This is a genomic window from Streptosporangium sp. NPDC000095 (genome assembly GCF_042899335.1).
In the GTDB taxonomy this organism is placed as follows: domain Bacteria; phylum Actinomycetota; class Actinomycetes; order Streptosporangiales; family Streptosporangiaceae; genus Streptosporangium.
In genome coordinates this window covers 47,575-71,668 of the sequence record NZ_JBIAZS010000020.1, presented here as the reverse complement: position 1 = coordinate 71,668, position 24,094 = coordinate 47,575, and the positions used below count along the sequence as shown (strand labels likewise).

The following is a 24,094-nucleotide window of genomic DNA, read 5'->3' as shown; positions in this document are numbered from 1 at the left end:
CGCTGCTCTTCATTGGCCTCGGATGGTGCGACCCTCATAGCGCGCTCCTACGGTAGCGAATGGTGTCGATCGTGACTGGAACAGGCCCGGCAGTGGGTGAACCGGCGCCTTGAACGGCGCGCCCTGGTGCGGCGGCCATCGCGGACAAGAGCTTGACCAGCGCGTCACGTTCGGCGGTGCGTTGAATGAGCCAGACATTGTCGGCAGGCATCGGTACGCCATGGCGATCCTTAAAGGCAGCCGTAGTGCGTTCAATAAGCGCACTAGTATCGCTTAATTGCCGCTCCAAAAGCGCGGTATGGCTGTCGTCAGTGACAAAGACACCGCAGGTCAAGCAGGCATTGCCCTTGTCGCACTTCTGTAATGGCGGCAGCAAGCAAAATCCGTTGGGCAGGAAACGGTCAGCGCGGTCAAACAACTGCATGCCGTCATGGTCTTCGCGGGTAAAGGTGACCAAACTGCCGTCGGCCTTGAACCTGCGGGTGGCCACGAAGGCTTGTTCGGCGTGCTCGTCACGGCGGGCCACGTAGTGCATCGACATGGTGGGGTTGGCATGACCGGCATAACGTTGCAGGACATGGATGGGTAGGCCGAGCTCGGCCAGACGAGTCAACCGGGTGTGCCGGAAGCGATGGGTATGGCTGAGATGAACAGGCAGCCCCGTGCTGTCGCTGATCTGCGCCAGATCGCTGAAAGCAACGAGAATCTGATTATAGGAGCCTCGTGGGAAGGCTTTCGTGCCACCTGCGTTGGCTTTGCGCTTAGGAAATAAGTAGCGGGTTGGCGCCCCGAGTTGCCGGCGCACCCAGTCCTGCTGTTCATGAATGAGAGCAACGACCTCAGCATCAACGAGGATCGTGTCAGGCGCTTTCCCGATCTTGCTCTGCGCATATTGGAAACGTGCCACCTGCTCCCCCTCGGCCGCCTGCATCACTCGGTTGGTAGCGGGTGACAAGCAGCCGAACTCGCAGCTTAAAATCTCGCCAGCACGTCGGCCAGTCAGGATCTGCAGCAGCAACATTCGCATCACCTGCGGCTCGCCCTGTCCCGCCAGCATGTGTTGTCGACCGTTGACGGTTACGGTGACCATCTCGTCTTCGGCGGCGCCCAGCACCGGCAAGTAAGCGGTGATCTGAGCCAAAGCATGATCGTCGACATACTGGCTCTCCTCAAGGACCGGCGCTCTGGCAGGCTTGCGCTGAACCTGACGCGCCCATGCCGCCGGGTGTGCCGGATCGAGTCGATCCCACAGGGTAGGGCCGAGAGTCCGCAGTGCTTCCTCACGGTTGTCAATCAGGAAGGACATGAACTCGGCGATGGCTAATAGGTCGTTGTTCACCTTGATGGGATCGACGCGGTCGGTTCGTGGCCGGCGGCCATCGCGCGTGCGGTTCGCCGGGACACTGTCCCACAGGCGAAAGGCGGCGGCCAGGCTCGAGGCCTGCCTCAGGTCCCCCGCTATCACCCCAGGGTCGGGCAGCGTGCGTAACCAGTCATCGAACCGCAACAGCGCGGGCATTCGAACACTTAGCAGTGTTGACCACGAGAAGGCACCGGACTGCACAAGAGTGCCGAGTACCCATTTGGCGGCCTCACGCAGCCACGGGAGGTGGATCTGACCAGGACTGCAACTCTCGGTGCTTTGTGGCTCGCGTTCGCGCAGGGGAATACGCGGATCGCATCGAGGATGCCAGCGATCAAGTTGCCACCAGACTCCGTCGTGTAGACGAGCGGCTAAGGCAAGTTGGGCATGGCGCAGGCAAGAATGCAGGAGCTTGAGCGTTGAGGCAGCAGCGGGGGAGCCTGTCGTGGCCTGCTGGAACGTGGTGTACAGACGTCTAGAGTCCTCCTCTTTCCACAAGGCCAGGGAGATAGGCAGGTTTTCGTGCCCTTGCTGGCTTGCCCACCGCAGCATGCGCGCCATGGCGTTGATGTAGTAGCTCACTACCTGCATGCCATCCAGGTACTGCCAATGCGCCATCCAGGCCAGCTCAATGCGAAAGTGCTCCGGCAGGTCAGAGAGGTCAATCTTTTGACTTTTCGCGCTGCGCATATCCCAGTCATCGATGCCGGGTCCGATGATCGAACCGTGCCACTCCTGCGGGAGGTCGCTCTTCAGACGGGCGTAAGCCTCAAGGGAAGGACCAACCGCGTCGGCCGAGACGAGGATCAATTGCTTATTGCTCATCGGGGATCTGCCATTTCGTGGTGTAGGTCTCCCAGTTGGCGGCCGCGCGCAGCGCCTCGTCTTCGCTCACCCAGCCGTACAGATCTAACGTGGTCTGCACATGGGCGTGCCCGAGGCGCCGAGAGACCACCCAGTCCGCGGTACCGGCCAGCAGCAATGCGGTGGCATGGGTGTGCCGAAACCAGTGCGGTGTCCAGCCTGGCGCCCCGACGCCCTTCTTCTTCAGCGAGCGCACCTTGTCGCGCACGGTGCTTTCGCGCAGCGGTGCCAAGAAGGGTGGTCGATCAAGGTTGACGAACAGCATCTCCTCGGCACTGATCTCGATCCCCAACCCGGCAGCCCGAAAGGCCAGGTGTGTGAGGTAGTCGGCGAACAGCCGCTCCAGGTCGGCGCCGACATAGACACGGCGCGCCTTGAGCAGCTTGACCCGGGCATCGTTGGGGTTGTCCACGCGCGGGACAACGTCGATGTACGGAGTGCCGCCGCGGCCCATGACGAAGTCGCTGATCCGCATGCCGAGCGCCTCACCGAGCCTCATCCCGCTCTCAGCCAGCAGCGCGAACAGCATGCGGTCGCGTAGGTTACCCCGCCACTCCCCCGCGTCACCGTCGTAGACCGCGCAACCGTCCAAGATGGCCTGCACCTGAAAGGGCAGCAGCACCGGAGGTCGCTCTCGCGCTCGGGTACGCCGAATCCGCACCAGGGACGACGGCTGCGCCGGCCGCCGGGCGGCTAAGTGCGCCAGCAAACCACGGGCCGGAGTGCGGCGCGGCGTGCCCTTCAGGAGCCGCTTGGCCACCATGACATCGTGGACCAGGTGTTGCCAGCGGTAGAACGACAACACTGCGGTCAGGCGTGTGGCCAGCGTGCTCTGCGACGGTGGCTGCTCACTCCCCTCCGACAGCAGCTTCGCTTCATATACGCGGCCTTCGTGCAGCCAGGAGACGAAAGCCGAGACCGCCGGGACACCGACGTGATCCCAGCCTCCGACGTCGCCTCGTTGTTCGAGGAAGGTCCACCATTGAGCCAGCGCTGTGGCGTAGCTGCGGACAGTGTTCGGTGACCAGTGCAGACGGTGTGCCTCGATCCATTCCTCGACCGGGGCCACGGTGCGATAGGTGGCATCCACCACCGTCCAGGTACGCGAGCTGTTGGGCGGCCGCACCGGCAAGCAGTACGCCATGACATCGTTCCCCCACGTCGTTGAGAGAACGATGATAATGCGGACATAACGGACACAATAACATGCGAGGAGTCAGTGACTCATTCGTTATGAATGCTGATGAGGCTGCGGGCACCCGTGATGTCGATCCCTCCAGTGACCGAAGCGCGGTTGATCTTGACGAAGCCGCCCCTGCCACCAATGTCGACCACGGCGTCAGCCCACCGTCCAACACCTGCAGGCATCGGAACCTGATCGGGCCCCGTACGCCTGCCAGAGGAACACTCGGCGATCAGAGCACATAAATGCTTATCTCGATGCATCGCCACGATCGAGATATGGGTGCCAGTACGCAACTCATCACCCGGAAAATCACCGACAGCTGTCGGAGCGGATAGGGCGGCGACCCCATGGTTGCCCATTCCATAAATGGGATTTAGCCACCGCACAGCCACCAGCCTGAGGCTAACCAACATAATATTCGGCGAATTCTCTACACGAGAGTACCACTTCGGCAACAACAGCGGCCCAATCCAAGCCATCACGCGCCTGCCCGGTCACGGCCGCTACGCTGGCTAGCTCGCCTCGCGTTGCCATTCGGTGGCGGTTGCGGAACTGGCGAGCCAACCGACACTCTCCCGGTAAGCCAGCTCTCATCTGAGAAGAAAGCTCCAATGACCCCTTGTTCTTTCTTGTTGATTAAGAACCCCTAGATAGCAATGATGCAACGATATACAGCACCTCCTGCAAGCCCTGCTGTGTACGTTGATTCGAGCCGTCAAGCCCCCATGGATAAGCTGAATTCTGTATGGTATAGATTTTGTGTTTCGGTAGGGCCTGCTTGGTGTGTAGCGCGGGTTTTTCCGGTCGGGTGCTCCCCGCCGCGCCGGAGGGCGAAGAATCGAAGCGGCTTCCCTTCCGGGTGCGTCACGGCGCCTGGAGTCTCTTTCCGTGCATGATCACCCCGCTCTTGATCGTTTCGTCGGGCAAGATCCACAACCTGCTGGATCGCCCAGAACGATCAAGAGGTGGCAGGGCTCCGTCGATGCGCGCCGCCGGGATCACCCCGTCGGGAGTGTCCTGCTCGGTGGTCGCCCGGCGGATGCGACGGGGGCCGCGTCTCGGCCGGCTCGCTTTGTGGTCATGGTCATCTCGGGCGATCCGCCTGATGGGTGATTTGTCGCATTTGCCCTGTTTTGTTGGGCGTTCTGTTGGACGTTTTTCTTCGGCCGTTCGATGGCGGTGACCGGCGTCCACGAAATCGGTGTCCAGGCCGGCTCTCCCCTGTGTCGTCAGCGAAGACATTCGCTTCGGTGGATGGATGCGGACAGGTTGGCCCTGCGGATCGTTCTGGATCCCGCCACTCCCCCGGTTCGGGGGTGCGGGCAGGGCCGCGGTGGGTGCCGGAGGCGGCTCGGCTCAGCCGATTTTCGGCGGTGTCCGCGGGATTCCCTCTGAGAGCCACGCTTGTACGGCGATGCCGGTCAGGTCGGTGGAATAGGTCACCAGTTGTGCGGCGACGGTGGCGGTCCGGCCGTCGGAGAGGGCTATGTCCGCTGTGGCTTCCCTGCCTTGCGCCACCAGTCTCACAGCGACGTCTTCCAGGGCGATCCGGTCGCGATGGCACAGGTCTGAGGGTATGGATCCCGACGCGGTGTGTGTGGTGCCGCTTTCCTGTGCCGCGCTGAGGAATCTTTTCAGCAGGGCACGTTCGCGTTCGGCGCTGAATTCGAGCAGTCGTTGCTCGATGTCGTGGGCTGATCGCTGGGCCACGGCCGTCATCTGCGCGTTCGCCCGCTCGTCGAGGGCGGCGATGCACATGACTCCTTCCACGCGTCCGCTGAGGGGGTTGAGTATCGGTGTTCCGACGGCGGCGAATTTGTGGAATTTTTCCCACAGGTGCTCGTTGCCTGAGACCTGGTAGGTTCGCCGTTCCAGCAGTGTGGAGCCGACGGCGTTGGTGCCTATGTCGGACTCGGCGTAGCTGAAGCCCGGGATGACGCCGTTGGCGTCGGCTGCCGCTCGCATTGAGGTGTCGCCCAGGGCGCGGAGGAACAGTACTCCGGAGGAGTCGCTCAGGAAGACGCCTGATGAGGTGCCGGCGATGGTTGTTCGCAGTCGGTCGAGTACGGGGCGGGCCGCGCGTATCAGGGGGCTGTCGTAGTCCAGGTTGTCGAGCAGGCGTGTTTGGAAGCCGCCGGGGGGTAGTCCGGTGGCTTGACAGCGTCGCCATGAATTCAAGATCGGAGCGCGTATCTCGTTCTCTGTGAGTGTTCCGTCCAGGAGGCGCTCCATGATCTTGTCGGCGGGTTGTCGCTCGGTGTTCGAGACACTCGCCGTTCGGCTCACGCCCACGATGTCCTCACGATGAACAAATCCTCTGTGTTCGGGTTTTCCTGTTGGGCCGGTGAATTGTTGCCGTTTTTTGTGGCCGGCTGTTTTGTGTACTTTTCGGGCGGGTCGGGGAGCCGGTCGTTTCACGAGGTGGTGGCTGGGAGGCGGAAGGTGAAGCGCGCTCCGTTCGGGCGGGCGTCCTCGACGTGGAGGGTGCCGTGGTGATCGTGGGCGATGGCGCGGGCGATGGCCAGGCCGAGTCCGGTGCCGCCGCGGTCGCGGCTGCGGGCGCTGTCCAGTCGTGTGAAGGGCTGGAAGATGTGTTCGTGTTCGGCCGGGGGCACTCCGGGGCCGTCGTCGGTGATGCTGAGTTCGGCGATGTGGTCGGCGTCGTCGACGCGGCGTACCTCTACTGTGACGTGGTGGGTGGCGTGCCGTTGGGCGTTGTCGAGCAGGTTGTTCAGCATCCGGCGGATTTGGATGGGGACGGCGTTGGCCAGCACGTCGGGGGTGAGGTCGAGCCGGGTCGGGTGATGGTCGCCGATCCGGTGTGTGACTTCGGCTTCGACGAGTTCGGCCAGGTCGACGGGCTCCGGGGCGGTGAGGGGGGTCGTTCCGGTCCGGGCCAGCGAGAGCAGGTCGGTGATGATGGCCTGCAGTCGGTCCACGTCGCTCAGTGTGTGGTTGAGGAGGTCGGTGAGGTCGGTCTGGCCGGGGTGGAGCCGGGCTTCTTCCAGTTGGGCCCGTAGTCCTGCGAGGGGGGTGCGTAGTTCGTGGGAGGCATCGGCGGTGAAGCGTCGTTGGTGGTCGAGTGTGTCTCGCAGTGACTCGGTGGTCTGCTTCAGCTCTGTGGAGATCATGCGCTCGCGGGTGTAGAGGCGGGCGTTGTCCACGCACAGCGCTGTGCGGTTGACCAGGTCTTCGGCCAGTGTGAGGTCGTCTTCCTCGAAGGTTTCCCTGGTCGTGCAGCGGTAGAAGCTGACCACTCCCAGGGTGATGTCGCGGGCTCGTATCGGCACCGCGACGAGGGAGTGGATGCCGTGTTCGCAGGCTTTCCGGCAGCGTTCTGGGTCTTGTGCCATCCAGCCGAGGTTGGTGGGCAGGTCCGGTTCGAGTACCGGTTGTCCGGCGGCCACGCCGCGGGCCTGGGGTGTGGATGCGAGCAGTTGGATGAGTGCGTTGACCGGGTGCAGGCAGGAGTTTTCGCCGATACCCATGAGGGCGACCCGGCGTAGTCCCTCGTCGAGGCCGGTGGGGTCGTGTCCGCGTAGCACGCAGTCGTACAGATCGACGCCGGCGTAGTCGGCGAACCGGGGGACGGCGATTTCGGTGAGTTCTTCGGCGGTCCGGGTCACGCTCAGTGAGGTGCCGATGTGGGAGCCGGCGTCGCACAGCAGGTTGAGTCGTTCGCGTGCCTGCAGGGCGAGTCGGCCGATGCCTGGTTCGCTCACGGCGAGCAGCCATCTGTCGGTCGCGGCGGCTGTGGTGTCCGGGGCGGGAGGTTTCGTGCCGGGGAGGGGTTGGGGGAACGCCTGGTGTGAGTGCTGTTGCAGCAGGTGTTGTCCGATGCCGCCGACGGCGGCCGTGAAGCACTCACCGGCGGTGGCGGCGTTGTCTTCGGCGGCCACCATTGACCATCTCTTCCTTACTTCGCTTTTTCGACCCGCCTTGATGTTGGCATACATCTTCTTAATATCGGCACATAGATCTTCCCGATTTATCCAAATTTATATTGATCTATAATAAATTAGGTCGTTTATTGGTGTTATTTGGTGGTATGTGAAAGGCGGTCGTCGACGGCGAGGCTGCGTTCGGGGCTCGGCGGACGGCCTTGTGTCCTGGTGTCGTCGGGTACGGGCCCTGTCTGCGGCACCCTGGCGGTACTCCCCGTCGAGGGTGGCGGGGTGAGAGTCCTGCCGGTGGTCTTGCGTGCGAACCGGTCTGTCAGTTCGTCAGGGTGAGCGGGTTGACCAGGTCGGCGTAGACGAGCAGGCATGTCATGATCATCATCGCCGGTGCGGCCGTGTACGTCAGTGGCAGCACCTTGGCCATGTCGACGGGGCGGGGTTCGGCCGCCGCATGACCTTGGCGTAGCCCCGCTTGATCCCCTCCCAGAGGCCGCCCGCGATGTGTCCGCCCTCCAGTGGCATCGGTGTCGGCTGTTCGGCGTTCGGTTCCCGAACTCGAAGTCGGGATATGTCGCCGGAGCACCCGCACTACAGTGGGCGGGAAGTCTGATCTGGGGGTGTCATGCGTTCGCTGACCCGTAAGGGGGCCGCGACGCGGCAGCGCATTCTCGAGGGCGCGGCCGCCTACATTCGCGAGTACGGCGTGGTGGGTACCACCCTTGACGACATCCTGGCCAGGACGGCGACGAGCAAAAGCCAGCTGTTTCACTACTTTCCGGGCGGGCGGGAGGAGTTGCTGCTGGCCGTGGCCCGTTTCGAGGCCGATCGTGTGCTGGAGGACCAGCGGCCCCAGCTCGGTGACCTCACCTCTTGGCCGGCCTGGGGGCGCTGGCGTGACACGGTCGTCGCCCGCTATCGCAGGCAGGGACGCCTGTGCCCGCTCAACTCCGTCGTGTCGCAGCTGGGCGGCAGCACCCCCGGCGCTCAGGCCGTGGTCGGGGAGTTGATGAGCCGCTGGCAGGCCGAGATCGCCACCGGTGTGCGGTACATGCAGGGTGCCGGTGAGATCGATCCGGGCCTGGATCCCGACCGGGCGGCGGCCGCCCTGCTCGCCGGCATCCAGGGCGGGGTGGTGATCCAGATGTCCACCGGTCGGACCACGCATCTGGAGGCGGCCCTGGACATGGGGATCGCCTATCTTCGGGCCGGCGCGATCCCGCCGGTGTAGAGGGTTCGCGGCCCGGCGCCGCCGGGGGTGGCAACCGGTTCCGCGCTCCGGTGGATCCGTCTTTCGCCGCGCGACGGCGATCCGACGGCCGCCCGGCTGTGGCGTCGTGGTCGGGCGGGGGTGCGTGCCCCCGTTTTTTGGACTTGGAAGTCCATTTTTTTGCGTGCATGCTGAGCGGGCCGCGCGGTTCGGAACACGTGTGGCCTTGTCGTCCCCGCCGGGCAGGCGCGTGGGCCCCTGCCGCTTTGAGGAGCCGTCAAGGGCCGGCTCTGCCCGGATTCTCTTTCGAACGGAGTGTCGTCCTGATGTCGCTGGATCACTACTATCTGCTCGGGCGCTCGGGGTTGCGCGTCAGCCGGCTGGCTCTGGGCACGATGAACTTCGGCACCGGCGGTTTCCACGCCGCGTACGGCAAGAGCGAGGATGAGGCCCGTCTCATCTTCCGCCGTTACCTCGAGGCGGGCGGCAACTTCGTCGACACCGCGGACTTCTACACCGCCGGTGAGAGCGAGACCATCCTCGGCGCTCTCGTCGCCGAGGCCAAGGTGCGCGACAAGATGGTGCTCACCACCAAGTTCACCAACAGCGTCGATCCTGGGGACCCGAACGCGGGGGGCAACGGCCGCAAGCACATGATCAGGGCGGTCGAGGCGTCGCTGCGCCGTCTGCGCACCGACTACATCGATCTGTTCATGCTGCACACCTGGGATCGGATCACTCCCGTCGAGGAGGTCATGCGGACCTTCGACGACCTCACCAGGGCCGGGAAGATCCGCTACGCGGGTCTGTCCGATGTGCCGAGCTGGTACGCGGCGCGGGCCCAGACCTACGCCGAGGCCCATTCCCTCGTGCCGGTGGTGGGCCTGCAGCTGCCCTACTCCCTCCTGGACCGGACGATCGAGACGGAGCACGTCCCGATGGGGGGTGCTCTGGGGCTCGGCATCACCGCGTGGAGCCCGCTCGGCGGGGGCTTCCTGACCGGCAAGTACCGCCACGGCGACCGGGGGCTGAGCGGGCAGGGGCGGCTGGGTGGCGCGGGCTCGCAGGGCCGCTCGTGGACGGAGCGGGATTGGCGGCTTGTGGCGGTGCTGGAGGAGGTCGCCGCCACGCTCGGGGTGACGATGGCGCAGGTCGCGGTCAACTGGGTCGCCACCCAGCCCGGGGTCGCCTCGGCGATCGTCGGGGCGAGCGGCGCCGACCAGCTCGACGCCACCATGACCGCTCTGGATTTCGAGCTGCCGGCCGAACTGCGCGCCCGGCTGGAGGAGGCGAGTGCCGTGCCGCCCTCGTCGGTCTACCGGATGTTCACGCCCGGTTATCAGGGCTGGCTGGTCAGTCCCGGTGTCAAGGTCGGGGACAAGCCGGCCGGGTACGTCCCGGCCGTACGGAACTGGGTGGCCGAAAGCGTCGGGTGACGGTCCTCGCGGGGCGCGCCGCCGGCACTGGTGGGTCGGTTCCTGTGTCGGGCGGGTGGTGGGGGTCAGGGCGGGGGTGCGGGTTTGAGTCTCCTGACGAAGCGGGCGGCGGTGCGGTGGCTCATGCCGGTTTCGCCGCGTACCAGGAAGACGGCCTGGTCGAACTGGCCGGCCGCCTTGAGTTCCAGGAGCCGTTCGATGAGCTCGGGGCCTACTCCCCCGCCGACCAGGGCGTTTCTAGGGCGCTGTGCGGCTCGTACCGCGAAGACGATCAGGGCGATGAGCGCCGCCACGATGACCGCCGTCAGGAGGAGGATGACGATCAGGTTCGACATGGGGTGAGCGTACCGCCGCGAGGTCCGCGTGTGTGAGGTGAGATCACCGGATTTGACGGTGATGGCGGTCTTGAGGGCGCCGAAGGTGCGGGAGTGCCCTGTCGGGTCTGTCGGGTCAGGTCTGTCGGGCCAGGCCGCGCAGCAGGAGCATGGCGTAGGCGGCGATCGAGTTGCTGTCGGTGATGGCGCCGTTCACGATCATCTGTTCCAGTTCGGTGCGGGGAACCCAGGTCTGGCGCATGTCCTGTTCGGTGTGCTCGCGCTCGTGGGCGCCGGCGGTCAGGCCCGTGGCGAGGAAGATGTCGTAGTTTTGGCCTGAGGTGCCGTGGGCGTTGTCCAGGCGTCCCAGATGGGTCATCGAGGTGGCTCGCAGGCCGGTTTCCTGGGTGAGTTCGGTGTGGGCGGTGACCAGGGGCGAGGGGCTGTCCTTGACTCCGCCCTGGGGGAAGTTCCAGGTGCGTCGTCTGACCGGGTAGCGGTATTCCTCCACGAGGTGGAAGCCGTCGTTCTCCATGGGGACGATGAGGGCGAAGTCGGGGATGTCCACGACGCCGTAGATGCCGTGGGAGCCGTCGGGGCGTTCGATACGGTCCTCGCGCACGCTGATCCATGGATTGGTGTAGACGACCATGGAGTCGAGGGTGCGGATCGTCGGTCCGGATACGTCGGTCATGCAGGGACCCTACTGGCCGGGGCCGGGGCCGGGCGGGGTGTAGGGCAGGACGGAGGTCACCGCGCTGAGCGGGAGGGGGCCGTAGATGTGCGGGAAGGCCTCAGGGGTGTCGTCGGGGACCTCCATGCGGACGTCGAGTCCGGTGGGGTCGACGCTGAGCAGCACGAGGGGGTCGGTGACGTCGCGGTAGAAGCGTTCCGCGACGCCGAGTAGCTGTTCGTGGCCGGCGCAGGCGTGGATGAAGCCGACGTCGTCGAGGGTGCGGCCGAGGGTGGAGACGCGGTACTCCCCCGCCTGGCGGGCCGCCTCCCAGTCGGAGGCCAGGGCGAGATGCAGGATGGTCACCGCAGACATGGTGCCGTGTGCGTCGCCGTCGTTCAACCGGTCGTTCAACCGGGGGCGGGTGGTGTCAGCGCTGGGGGTGCCACTCGCGGCGCAGGATGGCGTAGACGATCTCGCTGGTCCATTCGCCTTTGACGATCTCGTTGTCGAGGAAGTGGGCCTCGCGGCGCATGCCGAGTTTCTCCAGTACTCGGGCCGAGGCCTCGTTGCGGGCGTCGAGGCGTCCGACGATGCGGTGCAGGTTCAGGTGCTCGAAGCCGAGTTCGAGCATGACCCGGGCGGCCTCGGTGGCGTAGCCCTTGCCGTGGTGGTCGGGGTGCAGGACGTAGCCGATCTCGCCGGCGCGTTGTGAGCGGCTGTGCCAGATGAGCAGGGCGTCGCCGAGGAGTTCGCCGGTGGCGGTCAGTTCCACCGCCAGGGTGAGGGATTGTCCTTCTTCCAGCAGCGCCGTCTCGCTGATCTTCTTTTCCAGTGCTTGGCGGGTCTGGTCGCGGTCGCGTGGTTCCCAGTACAGGTAGCGGGTGACCTGGGGCAGGCGGTGGATGGCGTGCAGGGCGTCGAGGTCGGCGGGGGTGTAGGCGCGCAGGGTGAGGCGGTCGGTCCGGATGGGCAGGGCGGGCTTCAGCATCCGGTCAGGGTAGGACAGCCGCCGAGGCGGGGCGAGTCAATATTCGCGGGAGGGTGGGGGTGTGCGGGGGTCAGTGGGGGCTTCCGGCCAGGTTGAGGACCACGACGCCGCCGATGATCAGGGCGATTCCGGCGACCTTGGCGAGGTTGATCGTCTCGCCGAGGAAGAGGACGCCGATGGCGGCGATGGCGGCGGTGCCGGCTCCGGCCCAGACGGCGTAGGCGGTGCCGACCTCCATCTGGAGCTTGAGTGCCTGGGCCAGCAGGAGGAAGGCGGCGGCGTAGCCGGCGACGACGAGGACCGACCAGCCTTTGTGGGTGAATCCGTCGCTCAGTTTGAGGGCGGTGGTCGCCACGATCTCGGCGATGATCGCCCCGGCCAGGATTAGCCACGCCATTGTCACCACTCCCCCGTAAATCGGGCCAAACATACCATTTTTCGCTGATCGCAGAGGGGAGCCCCCCGTGGGCGGAACCGTCCGGCGCCACGACCTGCCCGGCTTGCGAGCGGCGTCGAAAGCGTGTTCCACTGAGCCGTATGCGATGGGACGCGCCTCCCCTGCTCGCCGCGCCGCCCGACGCCAGGCCGCGGATCGAGCGTTCCGCGCTGACCAGGGTTCACGGGGCCCTGACCTGTTACGAGGTGCAGGCGCGCACCGCGCTGGACACCACGCCCGAGGGCTGGGCGGTCAGTCCGTATCGGGGGTGCGCGCAGGCGTGCCGTTACTGCTCGGCGCGCCGGGGGCACCGCTACCTGGGGCTGGACGCCGAAGGCGACTTCGACGCGCGGATCGTGGTGCGCACCAACATCGTGCGCCGGTTGCGTGCGGAGCTGAGGTCACGCTGGGACGGTGAGCACATCACCGTGGGGATGGCAGGCGACTGCTACCAGCAGGTGGAGGAGGTCTACCGGCTGATGCCGGGCCTGGTCACCGCGTTGCGTGAGGCCGGGGCGCCGTTCACCGTGCACACCAAGAGCCGGTTGATCCTGCGCGACGCCGACCTGCTGGCCGCCACACCGGGGGCCGGGGTGGTGGTCTCGATCGCGTTCGTCGACGACCGGATCCGCCGCACGGTGGAGCCCGGTGCCGTCGGCGCGCAAAAACGCCTGGAGTTGGTGGCGGAGCTGAACGAGCGCGGGGTGGCGTGCGGGGTGGCGATGGCGCCGATCCTGCCGCTGCTGACCGACTCCCCCGACCAGCTTTCGGCCACCGTGCGCCGTATCGCCGACGCCGGGGCCGTCAGCTGCGTCCCGCAGGTGCTGCGCCTGCCCCCCGGGGCGCGTGAGTGGTATCTGGCCTGGCTGCGAGAGCACCATCCTGCGCTTGAGCCCCGCTATGCCGAGCTGTACGGCCGCGGCGCCGACGCCGAACCCGGCTATGTGCGCCGCCTGACCGGCCAGATCCTGCAGCTGGCCGCCCGCTACGGGATGGGGCCGACCCGGCCTGAGCAGCCGCTGCCGCTGGCGTTGCCCCGGCAGGCCCAGCTCACCCTGCTGTAGGCCGGCCGACCGTCCCGGCAGGCCCCGGCGGGTCTCAGAAGTGCTCCAGCAGTTCGGAGAACCGCTCCAGCCGCAGCACCCGCTCGTCGCCGGGGTCCAGCTCGTCGTGCTCCAGCGCCCAGGTGTGGTCGTTGGGGATGAAGACGGCGTTCAGGCCCGCCTGCCGGGCGGGAAGGATGTCCGACTTCGGGGAGTTGCCGATCATCCAGGTCGTCGCGGGCGCCAGGGCGTGCTCGCGGGCCAGCCACCGATAGACGGCGACGTCTTTTTCGGCCACGATGTGCACGTCGCGAAAGTGGTGGGCCAGCTGTGAGGCCTCCAGTTTGCGCCGCTGCTCCTCCAGGTCGCCCTTGGTGAGCAGGAGCAGCTCGTGGCGCTCGCCGAGCGCGGTGAGCGTCTCGGTGACGCCCGCGACCAGCTCCACCCGGCGCTGCAGGAGGGCCAGGGCCAGCTCGTCGATGTGGCGGCGCTCGGCCGCGGTCGCCGGGCGCTCGCGCAGCCGCTCGAAGCACTCGCCGAGACTGCGCAGGAACATCGTGCTGCCATAGCCGTGGGTGACGGCGTTGGCCGCCTGGATGTCGTCGAGGACGGCGCGGATCTGGGCGCGCTCCAGGGTCGGGTGCGCCAGCCAGTCGAGGAAGTCCTCCACGACGCGCTCGAACAGCACGTTGTTCTCCCACAGCGTGTCGTCGGCGTCGAAGATGAGCACCTGCCCCTGGAGTCTCACCTGGTCCTCCCCCGAGAACGTCGTCATCGGCGGTCCTGGCCGCCTTCGGTGCGCCGGCCACCGTGCCTGGACGGTGCCCGGCGCACACGCTACCGCGCCCGCCGGGCCCGGCGCGTCCTGTTTTCGGCCCGCGAGGAGCAGGTCCGCGAGATCCGGCGGTAAGGGTCCTCGTCGTGGGCTGTTCAGGCGGCTCTGCGGTCATGTCGCCGTGATCGGCCAGGGGCTGGAGGGCTACGGCCGGTTCGGGTCGGCACCGAGGGTGTGCCCGACCCGAACACCTCCCCTGGATCGGCCACGGCCCATCCGGCCCGACCGGCGGTGCGGTGTCAGCGGCTTCACCGATCAGAAATCCTCCGCCACATCGTCAGTTCTGGTAATCCCTTGTCACCCGCGGAAGGATTGACGACCATGACCGACGCCAGGCTGCTGGGCGACGACGAGGCCACGTTCATCGCGGCCATCCGCGCGGAGGATACCGCGCGGTTCGCGCTCGTGACCGAGCGCCACCGGCGTGAGCTGCAGGTGCACTGCTACCGGATGCTCGCGAACTACGAGGATGCCCAGGACATGACGCAGGAGACGTTCCTGCGAGCGTGGAACAAGCGGGAGTCGTTCAGGGGCCACGCGGCCCTGCGGACCTGGCTGTACCGGATCGCGACGAACGCCTGCCTCGACTTCCTGGACAAGCGCAACGACCGCACACCTGTGCCGTCCGAGCTGCCGGACCCCGGCTCCGAGGTGCGGTACCTGCAGCCGTACCCCGACCGGATGCTCCCCGAGGACCCGCAGGAGTCGGTGGTGGCCCGGGAGACGATCGAGCTGGCGTTCATCGTCGCCGTCCAGCACCTGCCGCCGCGGCAGCGGGCGGTGTTCATTCTGCGCGACGTCCTCGGCTGGCCGGCGTCGAAGGCCGCCGACGCCCTCGAGTTGACCGTCGCATCGGTGACCAGCGCACTGCAGCGGGCCCGTGTGACGATGCGCGAGCAGCTGCCCGGCCGCCGCCTCGACTGGCGGAGCCCCGCCACCCACGAGTTGTCGGATGACGAGCGCGGTGTGGTGAAGTCGTACATCGACGCCCATGAGCGCAACGACCTCGACGGGCTGGTGTCCCTGCTGCGTGAGGACCTGCGCTTCGCGATGCTGCCCGAGGCGGTCACCTTGATCATGACGGCCGAGGACGCGGTGGACGGCTGGGTCTCCAATGGGCTCTTCCAGCGCGGCTACGACGACTGGCGCGGTATCACCACGACGGTCAACCGCATGCCTGCCGCTGCGCTGTACCTGCGCGCCCCCGGCGACCCGGGGTACCGGCCATTTGCCATCGCGGTCCTGCGCATCGTCGACGGGAAGATCGCCGAGCTCACCGGATTCGACGCCGCCGACAAGCCATGGCTGGGCCTGCCCCCGGCACTGTGATCAGGGGAGTCCCCATCGTCGACGAGTCCGGCGCACGGGCCGCCGTCACCGAAGTCACCGCGAAATGAGCGCCCCGGCCAGCTGGACACCAACGCGAACACCACCGCCCCGCCGGCGTTGCCGGCGGGGCATCTTCATGCCCGAAGATCATCGTCACGATCGAGGAGAACACCACCTTCGGCATGTCCCGCCAGCGGCGGGCGTACTCGATCTGCGCCGGTGTGGCGCCGGGCTGCTGGTCGGCGGTCGGCCAGTGGGAGCTCATCGTCTCCCACAGTCTGCGCCCGTACAGCGCCAGGCCGGTCGCCCCCACCCGGTCGGACCACCATTGGAACAGCTCGTCGCTCGGTACGTCCCAGCCGAGGTCGTCGCCGGGCGCGGCGATGTAGCCGTCCAGGCTCAGGTTCATGCCGAAGATCGGTTTCCGCATCGTGCAGCCTCCCGTGAGTCGATCTCACACCTACAGACGGGCGCGGGGCGGAAACCTAATCGGTGCGCGATGTGCGTCCGCGGGTGGTCCTCGCGTTCCGGGCTCGGCCGGGCTCGGGCACCACCGGCCGGATCCGTGGCGAACGCCTGGTCACCCGGGCACCTTCACCGCCGAACGCGCCGGGCAGCCGGTGAACTCATGCGGTCATCAGCCCTCCCGAGCCCTGAAGGGCTCGGGAGGGCTCGGGAGGGCTTCGAAGAGCGAGGGCTCTAGGTCAGGGCGCTGCCGCTGCGCCATTCCTTGAACGACAGCTGCCAAAAGCCCCAGCCGTTGTTCCACTCCATCTCGCGGTTGGTGCCCTTGATGGTGATCACGTCGCCGCGCTGGACCTGGTCGTAGAACCACTTGGCCTGGTCGGGGCGGGCGTTGATGCATCCGTGGCTGACGTTCTGGCGCCCCTGGGCCCAGACGTTGTTCAGCGCGTGCACGTACTCGCCGCTGTTGGAGAACCGCACCGCGTGGTTGATCATCAGGTCGTAGTAGCCGGGGTCGCCCTTCTTGCGGCCCGGGGAGATCATGCGTTCGGGGTTGGCCTTGCCCATCGTCAGGTGGACGCCGCTGGTGGTGGTGTACTCGCGGGTGCTGGCGTTGCCGGCGCTGATCAGCATGGTCTGCACGACCTTGCCGTCGCGTTTGACGATCATCTTGTGCTTGCGGGTGTCGATGGTGGAGATCTGGGCGGCGCCGATCTGGATGACCTTGGTCATGTCCTTGACGCCGTACATGTCCTTGCCGCCCTGTACGCCTTTGAGGCGGGCGGTGAAGGTCACCTTCTGGTGGGGTTGCCAGAACTTCGCGGTCCGGTAGATCACGGTGGTGTCGTTGATCCACCGCCATGCGCCCTGGGCCGGTTTTTGTGAGGTGACCTTCAGGGCTTTTTCCACCCCGGCCTTGTTGGCGATCTGCTGGTTGAAGGTGACGATGATCGGCGCCCCCACGCCGACCTTCTCCCCCTTGATCGCCGGGGTCACGTCCGCCACCTCGAGCTCATGCTTGGGCTTGAGCGTCCTGAAGGAGCCGGTGGCGGTGGTGCCGTCGACCGCCCGCGCCGACACGGTGTAGTCGCTGGCCGGTTCCATGGGCGTGGTGGAGACCCATCTGGTGCGTTCGGCGTTGAAGTCGCCTTCCAGCACCCGGTCGCCGCTTTGCACGGTGACCTCCTCCAGCGCGCCGCTGGAGGCGGCGACGACGACCTTCTTGTCGGGGCGTACGGTCTTGCTGCCCTGGGCGGGGCTGATCTTTATCTCGGTCGCGGCCGGAGCGGTGGCGGCCACGGCGCCCGATCCGGCGCCGGGACCGGCGGGATCCTTCGGGCCCGTCCCCGTGGAACAGGCGGTGACCAGCACCGTCGTGGTCGCCAGGGCCGCGGCGGCCAGTGGCGTCCTGAGGCGTCGGTGTTGCATGGTCAGCACAATGTCTCTCCCCCACTACAGCAAACTGCTCTTAAAACACTAATAGGAGATGCATGGTGACTCGGCATGGTTGCGGTGGGTTTGGTAACGTTTCGGACTCTTCGTAAAGTCGGAAAAATACCAACCGAGAGTCAGGGGACGGCGAAATGCCCACGTCACCGGCCCCGACGTGAAAGCCCTGCTCCGGCGGGGTGGGCGGCCGCGGGTGCGGTTTCCCGCCGTAAACCGTCGCGCGCCGGCCGCATCAACGGCCCTGTGAGGGGCATGGGCAGCAAAGGACCCTCCGGCCTCACGCGCCGGTTCCCCGCCCCGTCCCGACGGCGCGGCGGGAAGATAGTCTGATCGATCCCTCTCCACACGGAAGCCCAGGGTGATGACAAGACCTCCCCCGCTGCGCGACCCCGGCCACGTGCTCACCGCCGCGGCCGGCCTCGACCGTGACACCGGCACCGATGAGCGCGATCTTTCGCGTCCACCGGGTGAAGAGGTGCTGCGCGCCATCGTGGAGGCCAGCGGCGAGGGGGTCGTGCTGTGCGGCGCCGACGGGGTCGTGGTGATGCTGAACACCGCCGCGGCCGAGATGGCGCCGGAGATCGTCGTGGGCCGCCCGCTGTGCCAGGGCCCGGCCGCGTCCCTGTTCGACGGTGAGCACCCCGACGGTGAGAGCCGCGAGAGCGATCACGGGCGGCGCCGGATCCGGGTACGTCGCGAGGTCTTCGGCCTCAGCCACCGGGCCTGGTACCTGCGTGACGTCACCACCGATGCCGCCAGGACCGACGCGTTGCTGGCCGAGCGCCGGCGCACCGACTTCCTCATCGAGGCGGGCCGCAGGCTGTCGGCCTCGCTCAACATGCGCCGCTGCGCTCGCACCGCGATCGAGCTGGCCACCCCGTTCCTGGCCGATGCCGCCATGGTCGTGCTGCCGCCCTCGGGGCGCCGCCACGCCGGCTGGCTCCGCCTGACCAGCACCGACCGGTCCCTGCAGGAGGGCAACGTCGCCGTCGCCGACACCGCGCAGGTGCCCGGCCTGGCCGAGGCGCTGGCGGGTTTCCCGCCCGTGCCCAGCCGCTGGCTGGATCCGGGGCAGGTGCCCGGCTGGCTGCTGCCCGACAGGTTCGGGGCGGCCGGGCACCTGCTGGTCACCCCGCTGCCCGGCAACGGGGTGCCCGCCGGAGCGCTCGTGCTCGCCCGTCACGAAGACGGGCCGCCCTTCGACGAGGACGCCGAGACCCTGGTGCGGATTTTTGCCGCCCGGGCCGGGGCCGCCATCTCCGCCGCCGCCCTCTACCAGGAGCAAAGCGCCACCAACGCGATCCTCAGCAGCGACCTGCTGCCCCCGCCGCTGCCGGCGCTGGCCGGCGCGGAGCTGGCCGGATCGCTGCGCGCCGCCCGCCAGGCCGGGCTCATCGGCGGCGACTTCTACGACGTCTACCTGCCCGAGCCCGGCGAGTCCGGCGATCCGCTGGTGGTGCTGGGCGACGTCTGCGGCAAGGGCGCCCGCGCCGCCGTCATGGCCGGGCACATCCGCCACTGCCTGCGCACCCTGCTGCTGCTGGAAGAGCGCCCCGAGCATCTGGTCGCCCTGCTCAACCGCTCCCTGCGGGGCTCGCCCACCCCCAACTCCTACGCCACCCTCGTGCTCGGCGCGCTCAGCGCCGCCCCGGGCGGGCACGTCCAGGTGAACCTGGCGGTCGCCGGGCACCCGGCGCCGCTGATCCTGCGCCTGGACGGCACCGTGCAGGAGTGCGCGGCCCGCGGACCCATGCTCGGCGCGTTCGCCGAGGCCGACCTGGCCCCGGCCGGGGTCGACCTGGCCCCCGGCGAGGTGTGCCTGTTCTACAGCGACGGCATCACCGAGGCCTTCGGCGGCCCCACCGGCAGGGAGATGTACGGCGCCCAGCGGCTGAAGGCCGCCCTGGCCGGCTGCGCGGGCATGCCGGTCGCGGCACTGGTCGAGCGGCTGGAGCAGATCAGCACCGACTGGCTGGGCGGCGACGTCCAAGACGACCGGGCACTGCTGGCGGTGCAGGCGAGGCCGTCCCGATGAGCATCCTGAGCACCACGGATACGCCGGGCGCGACCGCACCGCGCGGGGCGGGCCCGCACGAGGCCCTCGGCCGGTACCTGGAGCACATCGGGCGCGCCGACGAGTTCGCCGCCATCGACCTGGTGCTCGACCTGCTGGAGCAGGGGGCGGACGCCGAGCGGCTGCTGCTCGATCTCATCGCCCCCGCCCAGCGGCGCGTCGGCGAGCTGTGGGCGGCCAACGAGTGGTCCATCGCCCGCGAGCACGGCGCCACCGCCGTCAGCGAGCGCGCCGTGGCCGCGATCGCCGCCCGCGTCCGGCCCGAGCCCACCCGCGGGCGCCTCACCGTCGCCTGCGCCGACGGCGAGTACCACGCGCTGCCCACCCGCCTGCTGGCCGAGGTCTTGCGCCTGCGCGGCTGGCGGGTCGACTTCCTGGGCGCCAGCGTGCCGGGCCCGCACCTGATCACCCACCTGCACCAGAGCGGGCCCGACGCGGTCGCGCTGGGCTGCGCATTGGCCACCCGGCTGCCCCGGGCGCACGCCACGCTCACCGCCTGCCAGGCCGTCGGCGTGCCGGTCATGGCCGGCGGGGCCGGCTTCGGCGCCGACGGCCGCTACGCCCGCCTGCTGGGCGCCGACGCCTGGGCGCCCAGCGCCGACGCCGCGGCCGACCTGCTGGAGCGCGGCGACCTGACCGGCCCGCCCCGCCAGGCCGCCGCGCCGGCCCATCTGGCCGACGAGGAGTACACCCATCTGACGCGCCGGCGCGCCGAGCTGCTCACCTGCGCCTTGGGGGCCCTGGCCCGCGCCTACCCGCCGATGGCGGCCTACGACCTGCAGCAGGTCGACGCCACCGCCGCCGACCTGGGCCATCTGCTCGACTTTCTGGCCGCGTCCCTGTACGTCGACGACGCGCAGCTGTTCACCGGCTTCATCGGCTGGACCGGTTCCGTGCTCGCCGCACGCGGCGTCCCCGCCGAGGCCGTGACGGTGGGATTGCGCGTTTTCCACGACGAGCTGCGAGACTTCCCCCGTGCCCGTCACATGCTGGTCCAGGCAGCCGAGGCGGCACCTGTCCCCGGCCCCGATCAGGAGACCTGACGTTTGATGTTCGACAAGACCCCGTTGCGTACCGAGGTGCGCACCACCGCTGCGGACACCACCCTGCTCGTCCTCAGCGGTGACCTCGACTACGACACGGCCCCTGAGCTCTTCGGTTTCGCGCGAGAGTTGCTGTCGGGACAGATGCGCAACCTCGATCTGGACCTGTCGGGTCTGGAGTTCATCGACTCCTCGGGGGTGGCGGCGCTGATCAACGTCTACAACTCCGCGGGCGAGCACGACATCGCCATGCGCATCGTCGCCCTCACCCCCTACCTGCGCCATCTGCTGCGGGTCACCGCCTTGGACCGGGTCTTCCGGCTTCCCCAGGAGCAGGAGTGAGCGCCGGCGACCGCCACTAGAGCGCCGAGGGCCGCAGAGGGCCGCCGAGGGCCTTGGGAAGGCTTCGTCCGGCGCCGAAGCGGTGCCGGCCGATGATGGGGACATGACACCTGCCATGACGCCGGGCGGGCCGGTGCCGCTGGCCGCGCTGGCCGCCCTGCTCGCCGACGCCACCCGTGCCACGTTCTGCCTGGCCCTGCTGGACGGGCGCGCCTGGAGCGCCGGGGAGCTGGCCGCTCACGCCGGGGTCGCCGCCTCCACCGCCAGCGAGCACCTGTCGCGGCTCGTCGCCGGTGGGCTGCTGGCCGAACAGCGCCGGGGACGCCGGCGCTACGTGCGCCTGGCCGGGCCGCGGGTGGCCCAGCTCATCGAGGATCTGGCCTCCCACGCGGCCCACACCGGGTGCGGGCCCCGGCCCGCGACGCTGCGCGCCGTGAGCGCGGCACGCGCGCTGGCTGAGGCCCGCACCTGTTATGACCACCTGGCCGGGCGGCTCGGCGTGACGATCACCGACGCGCTCACCGCGCGCGGCCTGCTGCGCCAGGACGCCGCCTTCGCGCTCAGCGACGAGGGATTGTCGTGGTTCGCCGCCGAGCTGAGGGCGCCGCTGCCCGGCGGCGGGCGCCGCCCCCAGGCCCGGCCCTGCCTGGACTGGACCGAACGCCGCCCCCATCTGGCCGGCAGTGCCGGGGCCGTGCTGTGCACGACCATGCTGGAGCGCGGCTGGGTCGTCCGCATCGGCTCCGGGCGCGCCGTGGCCGTCACCGGCGCCGGGGGCGAGGCCCTGGAACGCCTGCTGGGTCTCACCGCCTGGGCGAGCGCCGCGGCACCGCGGCCGCAGGAGGTGCTCAGCGCACGCGCAGGCGGTGGGTGAGGCTGGTGTGGCGGCGCCCGGCGCCCCGGGTGCGTACCGCCTGGGCGAGCGCGCGGCGCGAGCCGACGATGACGACGAGCCTCTTGGCCCGGGTGATCGCGGTGTAGAGGAGGTTGCGCTGCAGCATCATCCACGCGCTGGTCGACAACGGGATGACCACCGCCGGGTACTCGCTGCCCTGGGATCGGTGGATCGACACCGCGTAGGCGTGGGTCAGCTCGTCCAGCTCGTCGAAGGCGTACTCGACGTTCTCGTCCTCGTCGGTCAGCACGGTCAGCTTGTGCTCGTCGGGCCTGATGTCGACCACCGTGCCCACGGTGCCGTTGAACACCCCCGCCGCGCCTTTCTCGTAGTTGTTGCGCAGCTGGGTGACCTTGTCGCCGACCCGGAAGACCCGCCCGCCGTAGCGGCGCTCGGGCATGCCCTCCCGGAAGGGGGTGAGCGCCTCCTGTAGCGCGTTGTTGAGGTTGCCGGCGCCGGCCGGGCCCCGGTGCATCGGCGACAGGACCTGTACGTCGCGGCGCGGGTTGAGGCCGAACCGGCGCGGGATGCGGTTGGCGACCACGTCGACGGTCAGCGCCGCGATCTCCTCGGGCTCCTCGCAGGCAAACAGGAAGAAGTCGTTCATGCCCTCCAGCGCCGGGGGCAGGCCGGTGTTGATGCGGTGGGCGTTGACGACCACCCCCGACTCCTGGGCCTGGCGGAAGATGTGGGTCAGCCGCACCCGGGGGATCTCCTGCTCGGCGGCGAGCAGGTCGCGCAGCACCTCACCGGCGCCGACCGAGGGCAGCTGGTCGACGTCTCCGACGAAGAGCAGGTGCGTGCCCGGGGCCACGGCCTTGACCAGCTTGTTGGCCAGCAGCAGGTCCAGCATCGAGGCCTCGTCGACCACGACCAGGTCGGCGTCCAGGGGGTTGTCGCGGTCGAAGGTGGCCTCCCCGCCGGGACGCAGCTGCAGCAGCCGGTGCACGGTGGTGGCCTCGTGGCCGGTCAGCTCCGCCAGGCGCTTGGCCGCCCTGCCGGTGGGCGCGGCCAAGATGACCTTGGCCTTCTTGGCGCGGGCCAGGGTGACGATGGAGCGCACGGTGAAGCTCTTGCCGCAGCCGGGGCCGCCGGTCAGCACCGCGACCTTCTCGGTCAGCGCCAGCCGTACCGACTGGGCCTGCTCCTCGGCGAGGTCGGCGCCGGTCTTGGTCCGCAGCCACCTCAGCGCCGCGTCCCAGTCGACGCCGGCGAAGGCGCCCAGCCGATCGTGCTCGCAGGCCAGCAGGGAACGCAGCGCGCCGGCCAGGGACAGCTCGGCGCGGTGGAAGGGCACCAGGTAGACCGCGGGGACGCCGGCGTCGCCGACCGGGATCTCCTCGCGGACCACGCCCTCCTCGGCGATGAGCTCCTCCAGGCAGCGGGCGGTGAGCTCGGCGGGAACCTCCAAGATCTTCACCGCGTCGCCGACGAGGTTGGGTGCCGGCAGGTAGCAGTGGCCGTCGTCGGCGGCCTGCGACAGGGTGTAGCGCAGGCCCGCCTTGACGCGCTCGGGGCTGTCGTGCGGGATGCCCACGGCCTGGGCGATGGTGTCGGCGGTCTTGAAACCGATGCCCCACACGTCGTCGGCCAGCCGGTAGGGCTCGCTCTTGACGACGGTGATGGACTTGTCGCCGTACTGCTTGAAGATGCGGACCGCGATGGAGGTGGACACGCCGACCCCCTGCAGGAAGATCATCACCTCTTTGATGATCTTCTGTTCCTCCCAGGCGACGCCGATCATCTTGGTCCGCTTGGGGCCGAGCCCGGGAACCTCCACCAGCCGCTCGGGGGTGGTCTCGATGACCTCCAGGGTGTCGACGCCGAAGTGGTCGACGATCCGCTCGGCCATCTTCGGCCCGATGCCCTTGATCAGCCCGGAGCCCAGATAGCGGCGGATGCCCTGGATGGTGGCGGGCAGCACGGTGGCGTAGGACCACACCTCGAACTGCTTGCCGTACTTGGGGTGGGAGGCCCAGCGCCCGGTCAGCCGCAGCGACTCGCCGGGCTGGGCGCCCAGCAGCGGCCCGACCACGGTCAGCAGATCGGCGCCGGAGCGGTCGGTGGCCACCCGGGCGATGGTGTAGCCCGTCTCCTCGTTGGCGTAGGTGATGCGCTCGAGCACGGCCGAGATCGACACGCCCGCGACTGCCCGTTGCTCCGGCTGCACGCCACCTCCTTCGCGCTGGATCGGCTGGATCCGCTCGCGCAAGTGTAGGACAGCCTTCACGGCCGGAAGACGCGTGTTTC

Annotated in this window: 22 protein-coding genes; 8 read left to right on the top strand and 14 right to left on the bottom strand. The window is 68.4% G+C overall.

Going from position 1 to position 24,094, the window contains the following annotated elements:
* Positions 1-34: 34 nt before the first annotated feature.
* From ACFY3V_RS34030 to ACFY3V_RS34010, 5 genes are all read right to left on the bottom strand, one after another.
* Complete coding sequence (locus tag ACFY3V_RS34030) at positions 35-2,188, bottom strand: tyrosine-type recombinase/integrase (RefSeq protein ID WP_389779249.1); 2,154 nt, start codon at positions 2,186-2,188, stop codon at positions 35-37.
* Entirely contained in the window at positions 2,178-3,371 is a 1,194-nt protein-coding gene (locus tag ACFY3V_RS34025; RefSeq protein WP_362904649.1) for a tyrosine-type recombinase/integrase, read from the bottom strand. The genes ACFY3V_RS34030 and ACFY3V_RS34025 overlap by 11 nt, the downstream gene beginning before the upstream one ends.
* A gap of 80 nt (positions 3,372-3,451) precedes the next feature.
* Positions 3,452-3,805 carry a hypothetical protein gene (locus ACFY3V_RS34020; protein WP_362904647.1) on the bottom strand — a complete coding sequence of 118 codons (354 nt, stop codon included), beginning with the start codon at positions 3,803-3,805 and terminating at the stop codon, positions 3,452-3,454.
* 964 nt (positions 3,806-4,769) lie between these two features.
* Complete coding sequence (locus ACFY3V_RS34015; RefSeq protein ID WP_389779246.1) at positions 4,770-5,699, bottom strand: GAF domain-containing protein; 930 nt, start codon at positions 5,697-5,699, stop codon at positions 4,770-4,772.
* Positions 5,700-5,827: 128 nt separating this feature from the next.
* Positions 5,828-7,315 (bottom strand): ATP-binding protein, encoded by a 1,488-nt coding sequence (locus ACFY3V_RS34010; RefSeq protein ID WP_389779244.1) that lies wholly within the window; start codon positions 7,313-7,315, stop codon positions 5,828-5,830.
* Positions 7,316-7,934: 619 nt separating this feature from the next.
* Between ACFY3V_RS34010 and ACFY3V_RS34005 the strand changes: the two genes are divergently transcribed.
* Positions 7,935-8,540 (top strand): TetR/AcrR family transcriptional regulator, encoded by a 606-nt coding sequence (locus ACFY3V_RS34005; protein ID WP_389779242.1) that lies wholly within the window; start codon positions 7,935-7,937, stop codon positions 8,538-8,540.
* Between the two features lie 305 nt (positions 8,541-8,845).
* Positions 8,846-9,955: an aldo/keto reductase gene (locus tag ACFY3V_RS34000; RefSeq protein ID WP_362904197.1), complete on the top strand. Its 1,110-nt coding sequence runs from the start codon at positions 8,846-8,848 to the stop codon at positions 9,953-9,955.
* Between the two features lie 65 nt (positions 9,956-10,020).
* Here ACFY3V_RS34000 and ACFY3V_RS33995 read toward each other — a convergent pair whose 3' ends face one another.
* The 5 genes from ACFY3V_RS33995 to ACFY3V_RS33975 all read right to left on the bottom strand — a co-directional run bounded on the left by ACFY3V_RS33995 (position 10,021) and on the right by ACFY3V_RS33975 (position 12,330).
* Positions 10,021-10,290, bottom strand: a complete 270-nt coding sequence (locus ACFY3V_RS33995; RefSeq protein WP_350949716.1) for a hypothetical protein — start codon at positions 10,288-10,290, stop codon at positions 10,021-10,023.
* Between the two features lie 115 nt (positions 10,291-10,405).
* Positions 10,406-10,963, bottom strand: coding sequence for an NUDIX hydrolase (locus ACFY3V_RS33990; protein ID WP_350949715.1), 558 nt, complete (start codon positions 10,961-10,963; stop codon positions 10,406-10,408).
* A 9-nt stretch (positions 10,964-10,972) separates the two neighbouring features.
* Positions 10,973-11,308: a DUF952 domain-containing protein gene (locus ACFY3V_RS33985; RefSeq protein WP_389779239.1), complete on the bottom strand. Its 336-nt coding sequence runs from the start codon at positions 11,306-11,308 to the stop codon at positions 10,973-10,975.
* Positions 11,309-11,372: 64 nt separating this feature from the next.
* Entirely contained in the window at positions 11,373-11,933 is a 561-nt protein-coding gene (locus ACFY3V_RS33980; RefSeq protein WP_389779237.1) for a GNAT family N-acetyltransferase, read from the bottom strand.
* Positions 11,934-12,003: 70 nt separating this feature from the next.
* Positions 12,004-12,330 carry an SMR family transporter gene (locus ACFY3V_RS33975; RefSeq protein ID WP_362904203.1) on the bottom strand — a complete coding sequence of 109 codons (327 nt, stop codon included), beginning with the start codon at positions 12,328-12,330 and terminating at the stop codon, positions 12,004-12,006.
* Positions 12,331-12,470: 140 nt separating this feature from the next.
* Between ACFY3V_RS33975 and ACFY3V_RS33970 the strand changes: the two genes are divergently transcribed.
* Positions 12,471-13,433, top strand: coding sequence for a radical SAM protein (locus ACFY3V_RS33970; RefSeq protein ID WP_350949713.1), 963 nt, complete (start codon positions 12,471-12,473; stop codon positions 13,431-13,433).
* Between the two features lie 34 nt (positions 13,434-13,467).
* Here the strand turns inward: ACFY3V_RS33970 and ACFY3V_RS33965 are convergent, their stop codons facing one another.
* Positions 13,468-14,187, bottom strand: coding sequence for an HAD family hydrolase (locus ACFY3V_RS33965; RefSeq protein ID WP_389779234.1), 720 nt, complete (start codon positions 14,185-14,187; stop codon positions 13,468-13,470).
* Between the two features lie 381 nt (positions 14,188-14,568).
* On the opposite strand from ACFY3V_RS33965, the gene ACFY3V_RS33960 reads away from it, so the two are divergent.
* Positions 14,569-15,576, top strand: coding sequence for an RNA polymerase subunit sigma-70 (locus ACFY3V_RS33960; protein ID WP_389779232.1), 1,008 nt, complete (start codon positions 14,569-14,571; stop codon positions 15,574-15,576).
* Here the strand turns inward: ACFY3V_RS33960 and ACFY3V_RS33955 are convergent.
* Positions 15,521-16,006, bottom strand: a complete 486-nt coding sequence (locus ACFY3V_RS33955; protein WP_389779230.1) for a dihydrofolate reductase family protein — start codon at positions 16,004-16,006, stop codon at positions 15,521-15,523. The genes ACFY3V_RS33960 and ACFY3V_RS33955 overlap by 56 nt on opposite strands.
* A 269-nt stretch (positions 16,007-16,275) precedes the next feature.
* On the bottom strand, positions 16,276-17,469 hold the full coding sequence (locus ACFY3V_RS33950) for an Ig-like domain-containing protein (protein WP_389779228.1): 1,194 nt from the start codon (positions 17,467-17,469) through the stop codon (positions 16,276-16,278).
* A 382-nt stretch (positions 17,470-17,851) separates the two neighbouring features.
* On the opposite strand from ACFY3V_RS33950, the gene ACFY3V_RS33945 reads away from it, so the two are divergent.
* The 4 genes from ACFY3V_RS33945 (at position 17,852) to ACFY3V_RS33930 (ending at position 21,823) form a co-directional block, all read left to right on the top strand.
* A complete protein-coding gene (locus tag ACFY3V_RS33945; RefSeq protein ID WP_389779226.1) occupies positions 17,852-19,525 on the top strand; it encodes a SpoIIE family protein phosphatase in 1,674 nt (557 codons plus the stop codon).
* Positions 19,522-20,607, top strand: coding sequence for a B12-binding domain-containing protein (locus ACFY3V_RS33940; RefSeq protein WP_389779224.1), 1,086 nt, complete (start codon positions 19,522-19,524; stop codon positions 20,605-20,607). Before ACFY3V_RS33945 ends, ACFY3V_RS33940 begins: the two co-directional genes overlap by 4 nt.
* Positions 20,608-20,613: 6 nt before the next feature.
* The gene (locus ACFY3V_RS33935; protein ID WP_350949706.1) at positions 20,614-20,949 is read left to right on the top strand and encodes an STAS domain-containing protein; all 336 of its coding nucleotides are present in this window, start codon (positions 20,614-20,616) and stop codon (positions 20,947-20,949) included.
* A 103-nt stretch (positions 20,950-21,052) separates the two neighbouring features.
* Complete coding sequence (locus tag ACFY3V_RS33930) at positions 21,053-21,823, top strand: ArsR/SmtB family transcription factor (protein ID WP_389779222.1); 771 nt, start codon at positions 21,053-21,055, stop codon at positions 21,821-21,823.
* On the opposite strand, the gene ACFY3V_RS33925 is transcribed toward ACFY3V_RS33930, so the two are convergent.
* Positions 21,798-24,014: an ATP-dependent RecD-like DNA helicase gene (locus tag ACFY3V_RS33925; RefSeq protein WP_389779220.1), complete on the bottom strand. Its 2,217-nt coding sequence runs from the start codon at positions 24,012-24,014 to the stop codon at positions 21,798-21,800. The genes ACFY3V_RS33930 and ACFY3V_RS33925 overlap by 26 nt on opposite strands.
* Positions 24,015-24,094: the final 80 nt, after the last annotated feature.

Excerpts from the sequence above, each read along its gene's own strand:
- ACFY3V_RS34030 (WP_389779249.1), bottom strand. The coding sequence starts at position 2,188 with ATGAGCAATAAGCAATTGATCCTCGTCTCGGCCGACGCGGTTGGTCCT.
- ACFY3V_RS34025 (WP_362904649.1), bottom strand. The coding sequence starts at position 3,371 with ATGGCGTACTGCTTGCCGGTGCGGCCGCCCAACAGCTCGCGTACCTGG.
- ACFY3V_RS34010 (WP_389779244.1), bottom strand. The coding sequence starts at position 7,315 with ATGGTGGCCGCCGAAGACAACGCCGCCACCGCCGGTGAGTGCTTCACG.
- ACFY3V_RS34005 (WP_389779242.1), top strand. The coding sequence starts at position 7,935 with ATGCGTTCGCTGACCCGTAAGGGGGCCGCGACGCGGCAGCGCATTCTC.
- ACFY3V_RS34000 (WP_362904197.1), top strand. The coding sequence starts at position 8,846 with ATGTCGCTGGATCACTACTATCTGCTCGGGCGCTCGGGGTTGCGCGTC.
- ACFY3V_RS33995 (WP_350949716.1), bottom strand. The coding sequence starts at position 10,290 with ATGTCGAACCTGATCGTCATCCTCCTCCTGACGGCGGTCATCGTGGCG.
- ACFY3V_RS33990 (WP_350949715.1), bottom strand. The coding sequence starts at position 10,963 with ATGACCGACGTATCCGGACCGACGATCCGCACCCTCGACTCCATGGTC.
- ACFY3V_RS33980 (WP_389779237.1), bottom strand. The coding sequence starts at position 11,933 with ATGCTGAAGCCCGCCCTGCCCATCCGGACCGACCGCCTCACCCTGCGC.
- ACFY3V_RS33975 (WP_362904203.1), bottom strand. The coding sequence starts at position 12,330 with ATGGCGTGGCTAATCCTGGCCGGGGCGATCATCGCCGAGATCGTGGCG.
- ACFY3V_RS33970 (WP_350949713.1), top strand. The coding sequence starts at position 12,471 with ATGCGATGGGACGCGCCTCCCCTGCTCGCCGCGCCGCCCGACGCCAGG.
- ACFY3V_RS33965 (WP_389779234.1), bottom strand. The coding sequence starts at position 14,187 with ATGACGACGTTCTCGGGGGAGGACCAGGTGAGACTCCAGGGGCAGGTG.
- ACFY3V_RS33960 (WP_389779232.1), top strand. The coding sequence starts at position 14,569 with ATGACCGACGCCAGGCTGCTGGGCGACGACGAGGCCACGTTCATCGCG.
- ACFY3V_RS33955 (WP_389779230.1), bottom strand. The coding sequence starts at position 16,006 with ATGCGGAAACCGATCTTCGGCATGAACCTGAGCCTGGACGGCTACATC.
- ACFY3V_RS33950 (WP_389779228.1), bottom strand. The coding sequence starts at position 17,469 with ATGCAACACCGACGCCTCAGGACGCCACTGGCCGCCGCGGCCCTGGCG.
- ACFY3V_RS33945 (WP_389779226.1), top strand. The coding sequence starts at position 17,852 with ATGACAAGACCTCCCCCGCTGCGCGACCCCGGCCACGTGCTCACCGCC.
- ACFY3V_RS33940 (WP_389779224.1), top strand. The coding sequence starts at position 19,522 with ATGAGCATCCTGAGCACCACGGATACGCCGGGCGCGACCGCACCGCGC.
- ACFY3V_RS33935 (WP_350949706.1), top strand. The coding sequence starts at position 20,614 with ATGTTCGACAAGACCCCGTTGCGTACCGAGGTGCGCACCACCGCTGCG.
- ACFY3V_RS33930 (WP_389779222.1), top strand. The coding sequence starts at position 21,053 with ATGACACCTGCCATGACGCCGGGCGGGCCGGTGCCGCTGGCCGCGCTG.